Below are 15212 nucleotides of genomic sequence, written 5' to 3' on the forward strand. Positions count from 1 at the left end.
CCTGCATTGCTCGCGACGCGCGAGCGGTCACCGCAGACCCGCTGGGCGCGGGCCGGCTCGGGTGCGTGCGATGTCGACGGTCGCGCCCTGCCTTCCCAATGCACGCAGGGCGGGCACGAGCGGCCCGGCCCGACTGCGCTCGAAGCTCGAGGCGACAGCGGGCCGCGCCGCCGTCGGCGCTACGGGCTCTTCGGCGCCTGCAGCAGCTTGAGCATCAGGTCGACCTTCTGCTCGAGGCCCTCGACGCGCTTGTCGACCGTCGGGGCCGCCGGCGCCGCCGGCAGCGGGCGCAGGTCGGCGCCGAAGTTGGCGAGCGCCGGGCGCTCCACGTACGTCACGCGGTGCAGCACGCGCCAGGCCTTGTTGGTGCGGCCGCGGGTGTCTCGCAGCGCGCGGGCGTTCTCCGAGTTGCTGCTCAGCCACTCGGGGTCGACGACGTAGGCGAAGAAGTCGTCGAAGTGCTGCGTCGCCCCCTCGAGGTAGAAGCTCATGAAGCGGTAGCGCCCCACCTTCTCGCCCGGGACCAGCGGCCGGTCCTTGTGGTCGGTGACCCCGCGGCTCTCCACGCCCGACAGCGACACCCCGAGGCCGAAGCCGCGGTTGTTCGTGACCGTCTTGGACAGCGTCTGGCTCATCTGCATCGTCGCCATCGTGGTGAGCTCGACGCCCTTGACGCCGATGAAGAACTTGGCCTCGAGGCCGAAGTTGAAGTTGACCGACGCCGAGCTGCCGATGGTGTGCTGCACGCTGTTGGCGAACTGCTGCTGCTCGGTGTGGAGCCCGCCGTTGGCGTCCCACACGTACGTGTTGACGATGTTGCGCTTGCCGGCGCGGATCCGCAGGTCCTCCATGCGGCTCTGCCACTGTTCGAGGCCGCGGTTGGCGGTGAACAGCTGCTCGCGGTCGGCGAACGCCTGCTCGATCTGCGCCCGGCGCTCGGCGGCGCGCCCCTCGTACTCGTCCTGCTGCTCGCCGGCGGCCTCGATCAGCGCCTCCGAATCGGCGGCCGCCGCCGGGGTCCCGGCGACCGGCGTGTCCTCCTGGCGGCGCACCGTCACCGCCCCGGGCGCCTCGCCCTTGTCGATCTCCTTCGCCATGAGGTCGTCGCCGACCGGGCCCAGGACCCTGATGGAGGCGTTGAAGTTGAAGAAGTACGCCTCGCGCCGCTTGTCCTGCTCGGCGATCTGTCGCTTGAGGTCGTAGGCCTCCTGCAGCCGGTAGTAGCTGGCCGGGTAGCGCGAGCCGTACTGCGCCCGCAGCTCGGGCACGTGGGCGAAGAAGCGGTCGCTGGTCGGGGCCGAGCCGGTCATGCCGTCGAGGCTGCCGGCCATGGTGTACGCCGGGTTGATGAGGAACGAGACGGTGTTGACGTCGGGCGGGATGTCGGCGTTCGGCACCACCTCGTAGCCGACCATGCGCCCGCTGCCGCGCAGGCTGGTGACGAACACGTCGGCCAGCCCGGACACGACCAGCGCGTAGCCGACGTTCTTGGGGATGAAGCGGCTCCCGAGCTGCGGGAACCGGGGCTGGTCCTCGAGCGTGCCGCGCAGCTCGAGGCGGTCGATCATCTTGAGGCTCGACTGGGCGCTGATCGTGCTGGCGCGGGTGCTGCCCGTGGTGTGGCTGACGGCGCCCTTGAAGCCGAGCCGCACCTTGGCGAGGTCGTTGATGGTGCCGATGCCCAGCGGCAGGGCGGCGAACTTCGAGTTGGTCTCCCAGCCGAGGAACAGGTCGGTGGTGTTGCCGAGCTTCTCGTCCTTCGAGCGGTTCCACTGGAACGTGACGTCGTCCGAGGTCGACAGCTCGACGCTGGCGGCGCCGTTGTAGCTGGCCGACATCGTCAGGTTCTCGCTCGGCACCGGCGGCGGGCCCTCGATGTAGCCGAGCAGGGTCGGCTGGAACTGGGCGTTGCCGACCCACCGCAGGTCGAGCTCCTCGACCCGCTGCTCGGCGAACAGGCGCACGCCGCGGGCCGTCTCGACCGCGAACGCGCGGCGCATCAACGCCATCATCGCCGTGCCGCCGGGGCGCTGGCCGATCGTGTCGTACTCGGCGACCACCATCGCCTCGCCGCGCGGCTCGCCCGCCTGGCGGCCGATCGGCGCGTCGAGGGCGACCCATGCCGCGCCGCTTATCGCGCCGTGGTTGCCGCGACCGGTGACGTCGCGCAGCTGCCCGCCCTGGGCCTCGGTCATCGGGTAGTAGGCGACGAGGCCCGGCTCGCGGCCGGTGAGCAAGGTGCGGCTGTTGGCCGCGATCTCGTCGTCCTTGAGCGCGAGCGACCACAGCCGCACCTCGGCGACCCGCCCGAACTGCTTGCCGCCGCCGCCGTGGTTGCCGACCGTGACGACGGTGAGGGGCGACTTGTAGACGGTGTTCTTGATCTCGTCGAGCCGGGCCTGGTTGCCGGCCCGCATCTGCGCGATCGACCGCAGGTCGCCGACGCGCTGGCCGTCGATGTAGAAGGCGGTCGTGGACGCCGAGCCGCTGCCGCTGGCGACCACCGCGAGGTGATGCCAGCCGGTGGCGAGGCGAGAGATGTCGAAGCCGCAGTCGACGATGCCGCGCAGCCACATGCCGAGCATGTTGTCCTTGACGAGGATCTCGCACTCGCCGATCACGCCGAACAGGGTGTTGCAGTAGCCGGTCTTGGGCAGCGGGAACTGGAACCAGGCCTCGACGGTCCAGTCGTCGCCGAGCGCGACCGGGCGGTCGAGGCGGACGATGTCGCCGGGGTTGCGGAAGTTGAGGCCGGCGCGCCCGAGGGTCGGACGCCAGGCGTCGAAGCTCGCGCCCTTGCCGTCGCGCGTGGCCTGGTACCGCAGCTCACGCATCCGCCCGCGCACGTCGAGCCAGCCGAGCTGGACGTCGCCGTCGCAGGTCTGCGCGGCGGTGATGCGCCCCGGCGGGCGCACGAAGGCCAGCTGAGCGCCGAGCGTGGTCAGCCCCCGCTTCGGCTCCTTGCGCAGCGTGGCGAGCTGCGGCGCGCTGGCCTGGTCGGCGATCATGGCCGCGAGCACCGGGCCGTTCACGCCGTCGATCGCGGCGCGGACCGCCGGCAGCTCGGTGCCGTCGATCGCGGTCAAGCGGGCCTGCCAGGCGTCGCGCAGCGCCTGCGAGGCCTGCTGGGCCGCGCGCAGCTGCTCGAGCTCGGCCCGCTTGGCGACCAGCCGGCGGTTGCAGTCCTCGAGCGCGACCCGGCTGGCGATCGTGATCGGCGAGTCGCGCACGACCTGCAGCGTGAACTGCTGGTTGGCGTCGTTGTTCGGGTCGTACTGGATGACGATCTCGCCCTGATCGCTGCTGCCGTCGTACACGTCCAGCACCTTGCCGCTGTGCTTGGCCCGGATCACGTAGGTGTTGGCGACCCCGGCCACCGCCTCGAAGCGGAACCGCTGGTTGTCGCCGCCGTTGTAGATCCACTGGTGCAGCCGGGCGCCGTTGTCGTGGCTCGGGCCCTCGACGTCGACCACCATGCCGTTGTTGTGACCGGGGCGCAGCAGGAACCAGTCGTTCAGCGACGGCACCGTGACCTGCCCCGCGGCCTGGTTGGGGTCGGCGTAGAACAGCTCGTTGTCGGTGCCGCGATAGCTGACCTGGATCAGGTCGGCGCCGGGCGAATTGCTGGCGCCGTCGATCGCCAGGGCCATGCCGCTGTGGCGCGGCGTGATCCGGCAGTAGGAGAACATCGGCATCTGCTGGTGCTGCGCGCGCACGGCGGACAGGCGCGTGTGCTCGGCCTCCAGCGCGGTGACCTCGGCCTGGACCGCGGCGATGCGGGCCGGGCGGTTGGGGTCGACCGCGAACGCGAGCTTGTCCTCGAGCACGCGCTTCTCGACCAGCAGCGCGCCCTCGCTGCGCTCGCTCGCCGCCAGCGCGGCCAGCTTGACGCCGAGGTCGGTCGGCGCGGCGGAGGTCGGCGCGAGCGTCGGCGTGGCCGCGTACTCCCATTCGGTGATCGCGGCCGGCAGCTCGACGAGCCGGTGCCGGCGCAGCTCCATCGCGGTGCAGGTGCCGGCGACGTCGACGAGCTTGAAGGCCCGCATCAGGCTGGTCGTCGGCGGCACCGCGAACTGGCACGAGGCCCGGAACCAGCCGCCGCCGATGTCGACCAGCGGGGCCGCGATCGGCGAGAGGGTCGCGTCGGGGACCGCCGACTCCTGGCTCTTCTTGAACCACGGGGCGAACTTGAGGCCGGTGAGCGTGCCGCCGAGCGGGCGCAGCTCGACGCTCTCCTCGTAGACCCCGCCGCGCACCACCGCGACCAGGTCGTCGTTGCGGTACTGGGCGTTCTCGGCCCGCTGGATCTGCACGTTCGACACGGAGGGCGTCCCGACCACCAGGCCGTGGCTGCCGTTCGGCGAGAAGTCGTAGGCCCGCTGCACGCGCAGCGTGCTCGCGCGCACCGGCGCGTCCGAGGCCACCGCTCGCGCGCCGCCGGTGACGGTCGCATCGAGGCGCTTGCTGGTGACGTCGACCAGGCCCGCGCCCGCGCCCTCGCTGCCGCGCCAGTACGCGACCAGATCGGCCTCGTCGCCGACCAGGCTGCGGCCGCGGTCGGCCGCGATCTCCGGCGCCGTGCGGGCGCGGCTCCACAGGCGCAGCTCGGTCAGCAGGCCGGTGAAGTACTCGACATTCCTGTCGTCGAGGCTGCGGCCGATGATGAGCGGCGTGTTGTCGACGATCAGCGTCTTGCCGGCGAGCGAGCCGCTCGCGCGCTCGATGCCGTCGTGGAAGGTGCGCGCGGTCTGGCCGTCGTTGGTGATGGCGATGTGGTTCCACTCGCCCCAGCGGATCGTCCCGCGCGGCGTGTCGGGCGGACCCTCGGTGGTGCCGGTGTTGGTGTGGTAGCGGTGGTGGACGTAGCCGTCGCGGTGTAGCCAGATGTTGTAGTTGCGGCCTGGCTTGCCGACGAGGCCGACCCACTCCTGCGTCGGTCGCTCGGGCTTGATCCACACCTCCACGGTGTACCTCTGCACGCGCAGCGCCGCGGTGTCGGGCACGAGGGCGCAGTCGCCGTCGCCGGCGAAGGCGAGCGCCCACGGCGTGGGGTCGACCTCCTCGAGCGCGCCGAGCTTCCAGCAGCCGCACAGGCCCTCCTCCTGGCCGTTGATCGGCTCGAACATGCCGCTGGCGATCTGGGCGTCGCTGCGGGCGACGCTCCACACGCGCACGTCGGCGATGCTGCCGGCGAAGTGCTCGCCGCGGACGCGGCCGATCGTGAAGTTGGTCACCGGCGTCGGCACGTCGTGGGCCGCGGCCGGCGCGTCGGTGGCGATCGGGGCGCCGTCGAGGTAGAGCCGGCGCGTATTGGTGGCGGCGTCGTAGCTGGCCGCGACGTGGTGCCAGCCGTCCTGCAGCGGGGCCGTGTTGCACGCCATGTCCTGGCCGCCCCACTCGTGGCGCAGGCCGGTCGGCGTCAGGCTCAGGCTCGTGACGCGGTTGGCCGCGCCGTGCTCGCCCCACGCGAGGATGCCCCCGCGGTCATCGAGCGCGGCCGGATCCACGCCTCCACCGTGTAGCTGGCCGCGCCGGTCGGGACCTTCGCGTCGCGCACCGCGACGTACTCGTCGACGCCGTCGAAGTCGACGCCGCGCCGCTTCAGCGACGCCAGGCGCTTGACCCCGATCGCGCTGCCGAGCGCCCACGGGGCCTCGAGCGCGAACTGACCGGCGTCGATCGGCGTGACCGGGTAGATGCTGTTGTACTCGGCGGTGCCGGTGATCTGCACGGCGTCGCCGACCACGAGGCCGTGGTTCGGCGCGGTGACGATCAGCTTGCCCTCGGGCGTGCGCCGGTACGAGGTGACCGCGCCGTCGAAGGTCAGGCCGGTCTCGCGGGTGACGACCTTCTCCCAGCGGCCGATGCCGTCCTCGAGGCCGGCGAAGTCGACCTCGATCTCGAAGGTGTCGCCGCCGGTGGCCTTGACCAGGAAGCGGCCGTTGTAGTTGCGGGTGCCGCGGATCTCGACGCTGTCGCCGATCTTCAGCTTGTCCGCGCCGCTGGTCTGGACCGCCACCTTGTCGCCGCTGCCGCGCCGCAGGGCCGCGATGGCGCCGGTGATCGGTTGGTTGACCTGCGCGGCGACCACGTTCTCGAGCGTGTCGAGCGGGAGCAGCAGCTCGCGGCGCTCGCTGTGCAGCACGCGCTGGCTGGTGGGCGCGTCGGCGAGGCGCGACAGGGTGCCGTCGGTGGCCGCGGCGAACGACAGGACCGGCGTGCCCTGCGAACCCGCGGCCACCAGCATCACGCGCACGGCCGTGCGCAGGAGCATGCGGGCGCCGGACGCGGTGGCCTGCTCCTCCTGCAGGTCGTAGCGGACGGCGCACAGGCTGCGGACCGGGCCCTGCAGCGCGGCGCCGAGGTCGATCACCGTGCGCTCGACGCCGGGGAGCAGCGAGCCGTCGGCGCTGGAGGTGCGCTGCTGGGGGTCGAACAGGCCGGTCTCGGACGAGAGGATCGAGACGACCTCGACCTTGCTGCCGGCGCCGTGGACGAAGAAGTGCCAGCGCTGGCGGTCGACGTCGCGGGTCGGCAGGAGCACGACCGCGAACAGGCCGTCGTGCACGCCGGCGATCAGCCTCAGCTCGGTCGAGGGCTCGTAGAACGGGACGCCGGCGGTGTCGGAGAAGTCGAGCGAGTCGAAGGTCTGGTCGGCGGCGCCGCTGGTCGGCAGCAGCGGCTCGTGGCGCTTGCGCGAGCGCTTGAAGCGGACCTCGACCTTGGGCACCAGCTGGTTGGTCATGCCGTCGAGGACGAAGCGGTCGACCAGCAGCGTGCCCGCGGTCGACTGGCGGAACACGTAGAGGAAGCCGAAGCCCGAGACCACCTGCACCGGCGCGATCGCGGTGTCGGCGGCGGTGTGGTAGCGCGAGCACAGCACGTACCTCGCGGTGTCGGCGTCGTAGGTCAGCGTCTTGGCCTCGCGGGCGATCACCGAGGTGTCGTCGGCCTGCGCCGGCAGCTCGAGGTCCCGCCACGGCTCCCAGCCCGGCCGGGCGTCGCCGGTCAGGGCGACCGTGTCCTCGAACCCGGACTGCTTGACCGTGTACTGCACGCGGCCGTCGGCGCGGGTCGCGAACACCAGCACCTTGCCCTCGTGGGTCACCGTCGTCACGAGCGCGCGGCGGGCCTCGATCGGCAGCAGCGAGGTGACCTGCACGCAGCCCTCCTCGCGCGTGCCGGCGCGGCCGTACGCCGACGAATCGCGGGCGCTCGCGCCGGAGTCCTCGTCGAGCTTCCAGTAGCCGGCCAGGCCGCGCTCGTGGCCGGTGAGGCCGCGGGCCATGGCGGCCTGGATCTGCGCCTCGCTGCGCACGCAGGTCCACACCCGCACCTCGGCGATGAGGCCGGCGAAGGGGCTGCCCTCGGGGCTGTTGCCGATCATGACGTTGGGGCGCGCGGCGGCCTTCGGCAGCTGGGCCGGGCCGGAGGCGACGAGCTTGCCGCCCGCGTAGAGCCGGACCTGGCCGGCCGGATCGAGGACGCCGCAGATGTGCGTCCAGCGGCCGGTCGGCAGGGTCCCGGCGGGCGCGTAGAGGCCCTTGTCCCCGCCGTCGGCGGCGATCGCGAACAAGCCGAAGCCGGTGCCGTCGCCGTTGGCGAGCAGCATCACGTGGTCGCCGCCGTAGGTGGTGTGCATCTCGAACACGCGGGACCACGCCGCCGCGGCTTGCGGGCGGACCCACGCCTCGACCGTGCAGCCGCTGCTGAAGTCGAGGGTCATCGCGGGCAGGCGCACGCGCGAGGTGCCGCTGAAAGAGCTGACCTTGATCTCCTCGCCGGGCGCCGCGTAGGTGCGGCCGGTCAGCCGCGGCGCCACCCAGCTGGCCTCGCCGACGACCGCGCCGTGGCGGCCGTTGCCGCTGTGATCGCGCGCGACCAGGCCGGCCGCGGCGTCGAGCGGCCAGTAGCCGAACAGCCCGGCCTCGTCGCCGTGGAGGCGCCGATTCATGGCCGCCTGGATCTGCTCGGCGCTGCGGGCGTAGGTCCACAGCCGCACCTCGGACGCGAGGCCGCGCAGCAGCGCGTCGGGCCAGTTGCTCTTGCCGAGGTAGTTGCGCGAGCGCTGGGTGTTGTTCGGCAGCCACAGCTGCCCCTGAGCCACCTGCACGCCGTTCTTGTAGAGGCGCCCGAAGCCGCCGGCGTCGACCGTCGCGGCCACGTGGGTCCACGCGTTGAGCGGGAGGGCCCCGGGCGCCGTGAGGGCCTTGACCTGATCGCCGCGGAAGACGCTCAGGTTCAGGTCCGGGCTCGTGCCGGTGTTGGTGAACACGATGTTGTCGCTGGCCGGCCCGTTGCCGAGGTCGACGATCCGCGAGTAGTTGGCGAACGCCTCGTGCCGCACCCACGCCTCGATCGTGAAGCCCTGGCTGAAGTCCGGGTTCATCGGCGGCAGCGCCACGTGGCCGTCGGTCCCGTCGAACTTCAGCGCCGGCGCCATCTCCTCGACGCGCCAGATCTCCGCGGCGCTCGTGTTCGTCGTCGTCGTCGGCGTGCCGTTCGGCAGCACGCTGAGCAGCTTGCCGTGCTGCACCGAGCGCACGAACACGCCGCCGCCCGGCGCCGGCTCGACGCGCCACTGCTCCGCCTCGCCGCGATTGGTGGAGCTGCCGAGGGTCCCCTCCGCCGTCGAGGTCAGCAGCTTGCCGTGGTCGCTGCGCAGGAAGACGCGGCCGTCGTCGCCGGCGACCTCGATCGCCCAGGTCTCCCACCACAGCTTGTTCTCGTGGGTGTAGATGTTGCCGTTGGTGTCGGCGCCGAGCTGCTTGCCCAGCGCGTTGTTGCCGAGGATGATGAACTTGTCGAGATACCGGGAGAGCGGCACGAGGTCCTCCGAATCCGCGGCGGTCCTCGGGGCGAGCCCGCGCCGCGATGGGTGAGCGAGCGGACGACGCGACGCGGACCCGTCCCACGGGCCACTGCATCGCGCGACCGAGCCGACTCGCGGCGCCTGGTGGTCGCCGCTGCGTCTGCACCGCGGATATTCGGCGCGGACCGCCGGCGCCACCATGGCCGGTCGTGCCGATGATTGGGCCGATCACGCCATCGCGTGCGCGTGCGCCCGGTACTGCCCGGGCGCGGTCCCGGTCCACCGCTTGAACGCGCGGTAGAACGCGCGCAGGTCGGTGAAGCCGACGCGGCTCGCGACCTCGCAGATCGTCAGGTTGCCGGCGGCGAGGTGGCGCAGCGCGAGCTCGCGGCGCACGTCGTCGAACAGGTCCTGGAAGCTGCGGCCGGCGTCCTGCAGGCGGCGCTGCAGCGTGCGCTGCGACATGCCGAGGCGCTTGGCCGTGTGCGCCACGTTGAGCGCGGCCTCGTGCAGGTGCTCCGTCAGGTCGCGGCGCACGAGGTCGAGGAAGTCGTCGGCCGGCAGCCCGGCGATGTCGGCGAGGTGGCGGTCGAGCAGCTCGAGCAGCTTCGGCGAGCGCGTGGGCAGCGGCCAGTCGAGCTGGGCGCGGTCGCAGATCAGGGCGTTGCAGGGCTTATCGAAGCGGACCGGCGCCGCGAAGATGCGCTCGTACTCGTCGAGGTCGGCCGGGCGCGAATGCGTGAACCACACCTCGCGGAGCGGGAACGGCCCGCCGAGCAGCCCGCGCAGCCGCAGCAGCACGTTGCCCAGCACCGCCAGCGTGCCGTGCGGGCACGGCACCACCCGCGTCCCGCCGTCCTTGACGAAGCGCGCCAGCGCCCCGTCGGTCTCGAGGCACACGCGCGTGCGCCGGTGGAACACCGAGAAGAAGCGCACCAGCCGGTGCAAGGATTGACCGACGGTCGGGCACACGCGCGCCGCGTGATAGAGGATCTCCGGACACTGGCTGTCGACCACCGCCTCGCCGACGTGCAGGCCGAACAGCGGGTCGCGCAGCATCCGCGCGGCCTCGTCCCACAGCCGCCACTCGACCACCTCCGGGATCCAGCCGTCCGACTCCACCAGCGCGGCCTCGGGCAGGCCGACGCGGTCCAGCAGCTCCTGCGTGTCGAGCCCGCGGGCCGCCGCCGCCGCGACGATCATCTGCACCCCCGTGATCGAGAACGACCCGAGCTTGAGCTCGGGCCCCGGCAGCGACCTCTGTAAATCCCCCATGAACCATCCCCCCGTCGCGCGGAGCGTCTCTGACGATCCAGACAGCTCCGCCTCGGCCTCGGCCACGCCCCGTCGCGGCGGCGCCTGATAGTGTCGCCGGCCGCGCAACGGATCACCCGCGAAACCGCCCCTGCCGGGCAGCGGCGGGCCTCCTGAGGGGGATCTCGGGATCCGGACTCCGGGCCCGCGAGCGACCCGCGGGCCGCGCGTGCGAGCGTCCTTCGCCGTCGACGCGCGTCGCCGCGGCTCGCAAATCGCTTGACACGCCGCCGCACGCCACGCGCCGCGAGACGAGCACGAATTCTGCCGAGCACGCCCGCGTGTCACCTCCGCACCGAGCCGCGTGGTAAGAAGGACCGCTTTGCATCGCACGCTGCTGCACCGCACGAACCGCCTCGCCTTCTTCGCCTGGTGGGCCGCCATCACCGTCGGCGCCGGCGCCGTGCTCACCCTGGGCCTGGGCTTGCTGACGGGCTTTCGCGCCGAGTCGCTGATGTTCGCGGCGCTGGCGGCGGTCCCTCTGGTCGCGATCGTGACGCTCCTCGTGCTGATCGTGAAGACCGATCAACCGGGGCCGGGTCTGACGAAGCGCCCGTTCATCGAGCTCGTGTGGGCCCCGGGCAGCTCAGCGTGCGCGACCCGCAGGGGACCGTGCTCGGCAGCGTCACCGACGGGACGCTCCGGGTGCAGCGCATCAACGTCGGCAGCCGCATGCAAGCGGCCCTCTCGCTGCGGACGCACACCGTGCAACAGCTCGTGGTGCCGCGCACCCCGCGAGGCCCGTGGCCCACCGTCCCTGCGGTGAGCGGCGAGGGCGCGCGGCTCGTCGAAGACGCGACGTACGACGCGCTGGCCGTCCACGCGCAGTGAGGCCGCCCGCGCACGGCGCCGGCGCACGGGCTAGACTGAGCCCCGGAGGTGCGCGATGGAGACGCGAGTCGACGAGGTGGCCGACGGGATCTACCGGCTCAACACCGAGGTGCCCGGGTTCAACTTCAATCAGTACTTGATCGTCGACGACGAGCCGCTGCTGTTTCACACCGGGCCGCGCGGCCTGTTCGAGAGCGTGAGCGCGGCGATCGCCCGCGTCATCGGGCTCGATCGGCTGCGCTGGATCGGCTTCTCGCACGTCGAGGCCGACGAGTGCGGCGCGCTCAACCACTTCCTGGCCGCGGCGCCGCTCGCCTCGCCGCTGTGCAGCAAGGTCGCGGCGATGGTCTCGATGACCGACCTCGCCGATCGCCCGCCGCGCGCCCTGGCCGACGGCGAGTCGCTGGCGCTCGGCCGGCGCCGCGTGACCTGGCTCGACGCGCCGCACGTGCCGCACGGCTGGGAGTGCGGCTACCTGTTCGAGGACGAGACCCGGACCCTGCTGTGCGGCGACCTGTTCACCCAGAGCGGCGGCAGCGACGTGCCCCTCACCGAGTCCGACATCCTCGGCCCGAGCGAGGCCTTCCGCGCCGAGATGGACTACTTCGCCCACGGCCGCCGCCAGGGCGAGCTGCTCGAGCGACTCGCCCGCACGCAGCCGACCACGCTCGCCTGCATGCACGGCAGCGCGTGGCGGGGCGACGGCGGCGCGCTCATCCGAGAGCTGGCGACGAGCCTCGAGCGCCCGCCGCAATGAACTCGTGGGCGAGCGCGTCACGCCCCGAGCTCCTTCACCATGAGATCGATGAAGCGCCGGACGCGAGGCTCGAGGTGACGTCGGCTCGGATAGATCGCCGCGATCTTCACGTCCCCCACCTCGAGCCCGGGTAACACCTGCCGGAGACGACCGGCGACCAGGTCCTCGGCGACCAGAAAGTCCGGCAAGAACGCGATGCCGAACCCTGCGACGGCGGCGTCGCGGAGGGCCTCGCCGCTATCCAGCCGCAAGCGGCTGCGACCCTGCGCCTTGACCCACGCCCCGTCGTCGCCGAGGAAGCGCCAGCTCTGCCGGCGATTGCGACTGCTGAAGTACAGGCAGTCGTGGGCCGCCAGCGCATCGATGTCTCGCGGCTGGCCGCGCCTGGCGAGGTAGGCCGGAGACGCGCACAGCAGGGCCCTGTACTTGGCGACCACCCGGGACACGAGCCGCGTGTCCGGCGGCGCCTCACCGATCCGCACCGCCAGATCGAAGCCCTCCTCGATGATGTCCGCCTGGCGATCGCTGAGGTTGACCTCGACCTGAACCTCGGGCCAGGTCTCGAGATACTGCTCGATCAGCGGCAGCACCACCCGCCGCCCGAACGCGTCGGGCACCGTGAGCCGCAAGATGCCCCTCGGCGCCCCGTCGCGCCCCGCCACGCTCGCCTCGGCGTCGTCGACCGCCGCCAGGATCTGCGTCCCGTGCTCGTAGAACACCCGCCCCTCGTCCGTGAGGCTCAGCGCGCGCGTCGAGCGGTTCAGCAAGCGCACACCCAGCCGGTCCTCCAGGCGGCTCACTGCCTTGCCCGCCGCCGAGCGGGTCAAGCCCATCGCCTGGCCCCCGGCGACGAAGCTGCCCTCGTCGACGACCGCCATGAAGACGAGGATCTCGCTCAAGTTTGCCCGCAGCATCGTGCCACTCCCCTGCGCCGGCGCCGGCGCCGGCCCTGGCGCCCGATCTTTGTAAGCCGGCTCTTCGCCGCTGTGTAGAAAACCGTTCGTCAATCGGCCGGCTACATTCCTCGGCGCCGCGTCGATGTCGCCGCGGCGAATCTTCGAGATACGAGACGGAGTCGAGCATGACGACAACGGCCACCACCTACGACCACGGGGTGCCCTGGGAAGCTGGCTTCGGCGTCACCCAGGGGTACCGCGCGAACGGCACCATCTACATCTCCGGCCAGTTCTCCCACGACATGCAGGGCACGTTCGTGGGCGAGGGCGACTTCGAGGCCCAGGTCCGACAGACGCTGGAGAACCTCGACCGGGTGCTCGCGGGATTCGGCGTCACGCGCTCCAACCTCGCCGAGATCGTGGTCTACCTGACGAACCCGCGCGAGCACTTCGACCGGTGCGTCGCGCTTTACAAGGAGTACATGGGGAGCCATCGTGCGGCGGGCACCCTCGTCGGCGTGTCTGGGTTGGCGTTTCCGCATCAACTGATCGAGATCCGCGCCGTCGCGCACGCGGATTGATCGCGCGCGAGGGCAGCCGCCGGCCGGCGACTGCCCTCTCCTCGCGTCACGCCGGCGTCACTCCGGCTTCTTGCCGCCGTGCTTGGCGACCACCGCCGCGATCAGCGTCTTGCCGGGCTCCTCGGCGCACGTCTTGAACAGCCGGTAGCCCATCGCCGAGCGGTTCTTGTCGTAGCACTCGAGCACGTCCTTGTGCTTCTCCTCGAGCTTCTGCGCCTGACACTCGGCCTTCACTTCCGACTTCAACGTCTTCATGATCTCGGGCGAATCGCCGGTCTCCTTCGCCTCGAGGATGACGATGCCCGCCAGCGGGCCGGCCGCCTTGGCGCACAGGGAGTCCTCGTCGCCGCCGGAGCAGGCGGGAGCGACGAGCGCCGCGACGAACAGCGCGGCCAGCGAGAGCTTGATCGACAGGGTCATGACATTCTCCTGGGGGTGAGAGGGAGCGACGCAGCACGCGGTCGCATCCGCGGCGAGCATCGCACGACCGCCGCCCCGCGCCCACGTCCCTCGGCGCAGGCCTCATGATCGACGTGGGGCTTGTCGGCCTCGACGTCCCTCCGCTGCTTTCGGCCTCGTCAGGCGCCTCGCTGCATCGGCAACGACCCCCCGGGAGAGCCGCAGAACGGCCTGTTCGGCCGTGTGTGTCGAGCTCTGCCCTCTCGTCCACGATCCCCGACGGTCGCGAGCGAGTGACGGCGAGGTCATCCGTTCACCGGAGCTGTCTTTTCATACATCTCGCCTCGCTCGCCGCGGAGCGCGGGCTTCGCCGCCCCGGCCAGGGACTTCGCCGGCACGCCTCGCCCCTCGCCTACACCCGCGCGCCGCGGGCTTTGCCGGCCGCGCGCCGCCAGGGCTCGCGGACTTCGCCGGCCCTCCCCTTCCACCTCGACACCGGCCCTCCAGCGCCCGGCGCTCGTCGACCGCCCGCTCCGCCGGCGTCGTGCCGCGCTCGGGCAGCGGCCCTCCAGCGCTCGGCGATCGTCGACCGCCCGCTCCGCCGGCGTCGTGCCGCGCTCGGGCAGCGGCCCCGAGCGATCGGCGACCGCTCCGCCTCAGCTCACCGGCTTCGCCAGCGCTGCCTGCAGCGCCTGGGCGGCTGCCAGATCGGCGGCTGCCTGCTCCACCACCGCCACCAGCTCCTGCTGCAGCGCCGGCGCCTGCGCGTACGGCCGCGACTTATTATTAATTGCGTCGATCACCAGCATCAGAGTCTCGATCTGTCCTTTCAGCCAGGCCTCGTCGAACTCTGGCCCGCGGCCCAGCGCCGCCAGCCCCGGCGACGCCCGCCGGGCCGCGAAGCGCAGCCCGTCGCCCGTGTCGCCGTCCACCGCGCGCTGCTCGATCTCCTGGCTCAGGGCCATCTGGCGCCGCTGCCCTGCGATCGCGTGGCGCGTGACCGTCTCGGCCAGCGCTCGCACCCGGCGATCCGTCCCGCGCGTGCGCCCCGGCGCCGCCGCCTCGCGGTTGACCGCGTGGATCGTCGCCAGCACCCCGAGCAGCTCGGCGTCGGACGCCGGCGGGCTCGGCAACGCCGCGGCCGGGAGCGCCGGAGCGGGCGCGGCCCGAGCCGGGGCCGCCATGACCGCGAGCATCACCACCACGACAACGGACCTGCCCATCGACATACCGACAGCCTGGCCCGGGCCGCCCGCGCGCGGCCCTCCTCCGCGTGCTCGCCCTGCCGGGCCCCTCGCGCCCGCGCCCCCTCGCGCCCGTCCGCGCCTGCGCGGGCGCCACCGGTCGAACGTGTACCCGCCCCCACACTGTCCCTCTCGACATGTCCTCTGCGACACGTGGTCGGCCGCTCGCCCGGCGCGAGGGCGAGCCTCGGCGGACCTGACCGCGCCGACCTCTCCACGTCCTCGCGACCTCCTTGCCGCCTCGCGGCGAGAACTGACAGTCGCCCGCGATTGCGAAAAACCACGTCGCCTCCGGCCCGTCGGGGCCACCTGTCTCGGCGAACACATTGTCCCGCCGACGCCATCCAATGGCCCGCCATCTCCCCTTCCAGCGCATAC

Annotated in this window: 9 protein-coding genes; 3 read left to right on the forward strand and 6 right to left on the reverse strand. The window is 72.2% G+C overall.

Annotation, left to right across the window (positions count from 1 at the left end; translation table 11 throughout):
• Positions 1 to 179: 179 nt before the first annotated feature.
• The 3 genes from OV079_RS29600 to OV079_RS29610 form a co-directional block, all read right to left on the reverse strand.
• Complete coding sequence (locus OV079_RS29600; RefSeq protein WP_267772316.1) at positions 180 to 5507, reverse strand: LamG-like jellyroll fold domain-containing protein; 5328 nt, start codon at positions 5505 to 5507, stop codon at positions 180 to 182.
• Positions 5426 to 8827, reverse strand: a complete 3402-nt coding sequence (locus tag OV079_RS29605; RefSeq protein WP_267772317.1) for a LamG-like jellyroll fold domain-containing protein — start codon at positions 8825 to 8827, stop codon at positions 5426 to 5428. Before OV079_RS29605 ends, OV079_RS29600 begins: the two co-directional genes overlap by 82 nt.
• Positions 8828 to 9040: 213 nt before the next feature.
• The gene (locus OV079_RS29610) at positions 9041 to 10087 is read right to left on the reverse strand and encodes an AraC family transcriptional regulator (RefSeq protein WP_267772318.1); all 1047 of its coding nucleotides are present in this window, start codon (positions 10085 to 10087) and stop codon (positions 9041 to 9043) included.
• Positions 10088 to 10696: 609 nt separating this feature from the next.
• Between OV079_RS29610 and OV079_RS29615 the strand changes: the two genes are divergently transcribed.
• Positions 10697 to 10957: a hypothetical protein gene (locus OV079_RS29615; protein ID WP_267772319.1), complete on the forward strand. Its 261-nt coding sequence runs from the start codon at positions 10697 to 10699 to the stop codon at positions 10955 to 10957.
• A gap of 55 nt (positions 10958 to 11012) precedes the next feature.
• Positions 11013 to 11714 (forward strand): oxygen-binding di-iron domain-containing protein, encoded by a 702-nt coding sequence (locus OV079_RS29620; protein WP_267772320.1) that lies wholly within the window; start codon positions 11013 to 11015, stop codon positions 11712 to 11714.
• Positions 11715 to 11731: 17 nt separating this feature from the next.
• Here OV079_RS29620 and OV079_RS29625 read toward each other — a convergent pair whose 3' ends face one another.
• A complete protein-coding gene (locus tag OV079_RS29625) occupies positions 11732 to 12628 on the reverse strand; it encodes a LysR family transcriptional regulator (protein ID WP_267772321.1) in 897 nt (298 codons plus the stop codon).
• 167 nt (positions 12629 to 12795) lie between these two features.
• On the opposite strand from OV079_RS29625, the gene OV079_RS29630 reads away from it, so the two are divergent.
• Positions 12796 to 13191 (forward strand): RidA family protein, encoded by a 396-nt coding sequence (locus tag OV079_RS29630; protein ID WP_267772322.1) that lies wholly within the window; start codon positions 12796 to 12798, stop codon positions 13189 to 13191.
• A gap of 57 nt (positions 13192 to 13248) precedes the next feature.
• Here OV079_RS29630 and OV079_RS29635 read toward each other — a convergent pair whose 3' ends face one another.
• Together OV079_RS29635 and OV079_RS29640 are read right to left on the reverse strand one after the other, a co-directional pair.
• Positions 13249 to 13611 carry a hypothetical protein gene (locus OV079_RS29635; protein ID WP_267772324.1) on the reverse strand — a complete coding sequence of 121 codons (363 nt, stop codon included), beginning with the start codon at positions 13609 to 13611 and terminating at the stop codon, positions 13249 to 13251.
• A gap of 635 nt (positions 13612 to 14246) precedes the next feature.
• Positions 14247 to 14813, reverse strand: coding sequence for a DUF4142 domain-containing protein (locus OV079_RS29640; protein ID WP_267772326.1), 567 nt, complete (start codon positions 14811 to 14813; stop codon positions 14247 to 14249).
• Positions 14814 to 15212 lie beyond the last annotated feature (399 nt).

The sequence above is a fragment of the Nannocystis pusilla genome (assembly GCF_026626665.1).
Classification (GTDB): Bacteria; Myxococcota_A; Polyangia; order Nannocystales; family Nannocystaceae; genus Nannocystis; species Nannocystis pusilla.

Bases quoted from the DNA above. Each gene is read 5' to 3' on its own strand.
- OV079_RS29610 (WP_267772318.1), bottom strand. From the start codon at position 10,087: ATGGGGGATTTACAGAGGTCGCTGCCGGGGCCCGAGCTCAAGCTCGGG.
- OV079_RS29620 (WP_267772320.1), top strand. From the start codon at position 11,013: ATGGAGACGCGAGTCGACGAGGTGGCCGACGGGATCTACCGGCTCAAC.
- OV079_RS29625 (WP_267772321.1), bottom strand. From the start codon at position 12,628: ATGCTGCGGGCAAACTTGAGCGAGATCCTCGTCTTCATGGCGGTCGTC.
- OV079_RS29630 (WP_267772322.1), top strand. From the start codon at position 12,796: ATGACGACAACGGCCACCACCTACGACCACGGGGTGCCCTGGGAAGCT.
- OV079_RS29635 (WP_267772324.1), bottom strand. From the start codon at position 13,611: ATGACCCTGTCGATCAAGCTCTCGCTGGCCGCGCTGTTCGTCGCGGCG.
- OV079_RS29640 (WP_267772326.1), bottom strand. From the start codon at position 14,813: ATGGGCAGGTCCGTTGTCGTGGTGGTGATGCTCGCGGTCATGGCGGCC.